The sequence below is a fragment of the Verrucosispora sp. ts21 genome, from assembly GCF_002879555.1.
In the GTDB taxonomy this organism is placed as follows: Bacteria; Actinomycetota; Actinomycetes; order Mycobacteriales; family Micromonosporaceae; genus Micromonospora; species Micromonospora gifhornensis.
In genome coordinates this window covers 1-2,879 of sequence record NZ_PNOZ01000158.1, presented here as the reverse complement: position 1 = coordinate 2,879, position 2,879 = coordinate 1, and the positions used below count along the sequence as shown (strand labels likewise).

The window sequence follows — 2,879 nt, the reverse complement described above, 5'->3', positions numbered from 1 at the left end:
GACCACGCCGCCGCCCACCACTCCCCCGCCGGCCAGCACCCCGCCGCCCGGTGGCTCCGGTTGCACGGTGACCTTCACCCCGAACACCTGGACCGGTGGCTTCACCGCCGAGATCCGGGTGACCAACCGCGGCAGCTCGTTGAACAGCTGGACCGTGACCTTCAACGCCGGCTCCGGGGTACAGCTGAGCAACGGCTGGAACGGCGTCTGGAGCCAGTCCGGCGACCGGATCACGGTGCGTAACGCCGACTGGAACGGCAGCCTGTTCAGCGGCAACACCGTCAGCATCGGCTACCAGGGCACCTACAGCGGTAGCAGCCTGCCGGCGCCGAGTGGTTTCACCCTCAACGGCACCAACTGCACCTGATCGCACCTTCCTGGGCCCCTCGCCACCGCCTTCGGGCATCGGCGGGGGGCCCAGGCCTGCGTCACCGACGCCTGTGTCACCTCCAGCGGCTGTCACCTCCAGCGTCGACGGCCGATCGTCCGGTTCGCCGGCCCGCCCGACCGGCGCGAACGCGTTACCGCTGCCATCGGGCGGGAACGCGTTGAGCGACGAAGGAGGAGACCCATGACCACACAGTCGAATCCCCCGGCCTGGCAGCCGGGCGTGACCGGTGGCGGCACCCTCCCGTCGGGGCCGGGTGGCCGTACCGCGGCGCCCAGCGGCGACGGGCACGGTCCGCAGTTCGGCCCGCCGACCGTGACGATCGGGGCCTACCCGGACTATCCCTCCGCCCAACGGGTGGTGGATCACCTGGCCGACAACCGGTTTCCGGTGGAACGCAGCGCGATCGTCGGCACCGATCTGACCCTGGTGGAGACCGTGCTGGGCCGGATGACGACCGCTCGTGCCGGTCTGATCGGCGCCGGCACCGGTGCCTGGTTCGGTCTGTTCATCGGCCTACTGTTCGGCATCTTCACCGTCGGCAACTGGATCGCAGTGATCCTGGCCGGCCTGGTCATCGGTGCGATCTGGGGCGCGGTGTTCGGCGCGGTCGCCCACGCCATGACGGGCGGCAAGCGCGACTTCACCTCGGCCAGTTCGCTGCGCGCCAACCAGTACGCGGTCATCGTCGACTCGGACGTGGCCGAGCAGGCCCGCCAACTGATGGGTCGGCTGCACCTGGGTGGGCGCGCCCCGCAGACCGCAAGTTGACCGCACCCGACACACGCACGAGTCCTGCCGCCCCCGACCGGTCACGGTCGGGGGCGGATCGCGTACCCGTGACGGTCAGTCCCGAGACTGTCATTCAAACCTTCAATATCTGCCCCCTTGACCGCGCTGACCCGCTTGCCGGGCAGCAGTCTGGCGAGATAGTTCAAATTTTAGTTTGTGCTACCGTGGGGGCATGACCGAGAGCTTGAGCGCCGACCGCCTGGCCGCCTGGCGGGGGTACATCGAAGCCAGCCAGCGGTTGCTCACCCGGTTGGAGGAGGATCTGCGCGCCACAAGCGAGCTGAGCCTCGCCGACTACCACGTGCTCGTGCTGCTCAGCGAGGTCCCCGGGCAACGCCTGCGGATGGGCGAACTGGCCGGCCGACTGGTCTTCTCACCCAGCCGACTGACGTACCAGATCTCCTCGATGCAACGGCGCGGCCTGGTGGCGCGGCAGCCGTGTGCGCAGGACGGCCGGGGCAGCGAGGCGGTGCTCACCGCTGCCGGCCTGCTGGCCCTGCGCGAGGCCGCACCGCATCACCTGCACTCGGTACGCACGCACCTGATGGACGACCTCGACGACGCCGAGATCGCCTGCCTGACCAGGATCTTCACCCGACTCGGCCAGCGGCTGCAGGCCACCGCCAGCCCCGCACACAGCGACAGTTGAAGGAGCCTCCGATGCCCGCGATCACCGTCGACAACGTCCTCGTCCTGCCCCGACTGCCCCGGCTCGACGAGTCCACCACCACCATCCGGCCGGTCCGCCGGCTGACCACCGCGCCGAGCGGCTTCGAGGGCGAGGGCTTCCCGGTGCGCCGGGCCTTCGCCGGGGTACCGACCAGCGAGCTGGACCCGTTCCTGCACCTGGACCAGATGGGCGAGGTCGAGTACGCCCCGGGCGAGCCACGGGGCACCAGTTGGCACCCGCACCGGGGCTTCGAGACCGTCACCTACATCATCGACGGGATCTTCGAGCACCAGGACACGCACGGCGGTGGCGGCACCATCACCAACGGTGACACCCAGTGGATGACGGCCGGCAGTGGCCTCCTGCACATCGAGGCGCCGCCGGAGCACCTGGTGGTCAGCGGCGGCCTGTTCCACGGCACCCAACTCTGGGTCAACCTGCCCAAGGTGGCGAAGATGAGCCCGCCGAAGTACCAGGACATCCGGGGCAACCAGGCCGCTCTGCTCACCACGCCGGACGGCGGCGCGCTGATCCGGGTGATCGCCGGTGAGATCGCCGGACACCAGGGGCCGGGCTCGACGTACACCCCGATCACCGTGACCCACGTGACGGTGGAGCCGGGGGCGCAGGTCGACCTGCCCTGGCGGCCCGACTTCAACGCCCTGGTCTACGTGCTGGGCGGGCGCGGCACGATCGGCGCCAACGGCCGTGGCGTACGCACCGGGCAGCTCGCGGTGCACGGCCCCGGTGACGCGCTGCGGTTCAGGGCCAACGCCCGGCAGGACAGCCGCACGCCGACGCTGGATCTGTACATCATGGGCGGTCAGCCGATCCGCGAGCCGGTCGCCCAGTACGGCCCGTTCGTGATGAACAGCCGTGACGAGCTGATCCAGGCCTTCGAGGACTACCAGGCCGGCCGGCTCGGGGTGATCCCGGCCGAGCGGCTGGCGCACACCGACGGCCAGGGTTCGCGACCCTGACCCGATCGTGACGACAGATGGGGGCGCCCGATGCGACCGGGGCGCCCCC

4 protein-coding genes are annotated in these 2,879 nt (G+C 70.4%); all 4 read left to right on the top strand.

Annotation, left to right across the window (positions count from 1 at the left end):
* Window positions 1–367: cellulose binding domain-containing protein (locus C1A38_RS30315; protein WP_199180383.1), on the top strand; the 367-nt coding region annotated here is incomplete at its 5' end.
* A gap of 204 nt (window positions 368–571) precedes the next feature.
* A complete protein-coding gene (locus C1A38_RS30310) occupies window positions 572–1,159 on the top strand; it encodes a general stress protein (protein WP_102661093.1) in 588 nt (195 codons plus the stop codon).
* Window positions 1,160–1,352: 193 nt separating this feature from the next.
* Window positions 1,353–1,829, top strand: coding sequence for a MarR family winged helix-turn-helix transcriptional regulator (locus tag C1A38_RS30305; protein WP_102661092.1), 477 nt, complete (start codon window positions 1,353–1,355; stop codon window positions 1,827–1,829).
* A gap of 11 nt (window positions 1,830–1,840) precedes the next feature.
* Complete coding sequence (locus C1A38_RS30300) at window positions 1,841–2,830, top strand: pirin family protein (RefSeq protein WP_102661091.1); 990 nt, start codon at window positions 1,841–1,843, stop codon at window positions 2,828–2,830.
* Window positions 2,831–2,879: the final 49 nt, after the last annotated feature.

Bases quoted from the DNA above. Each gene is read 5' to 3' on its own strand.
- C1A38_RS30310 (WP_102661093.1), top strand. From the start codon at position 572: ATGACCACACAGTCGAATCCCCCGGCCTGGCAGCCGGGCGTGACCGGT.
- C1A38_RS30305 (WP_102661092.1), top strand. From the start codon at position 1,353: ATGACCGAGAGCTTGAGCGCCGACCGCCTGGCCGCCTGGCGGGGGTAC.
- C1A38_RS30300 (WP_102661091.1), top strand. From the start codon at position 1,841: ATGCCCGCGATCACCGTCGACAACGTCCTCGTCCTGCCCCGACTGCCC.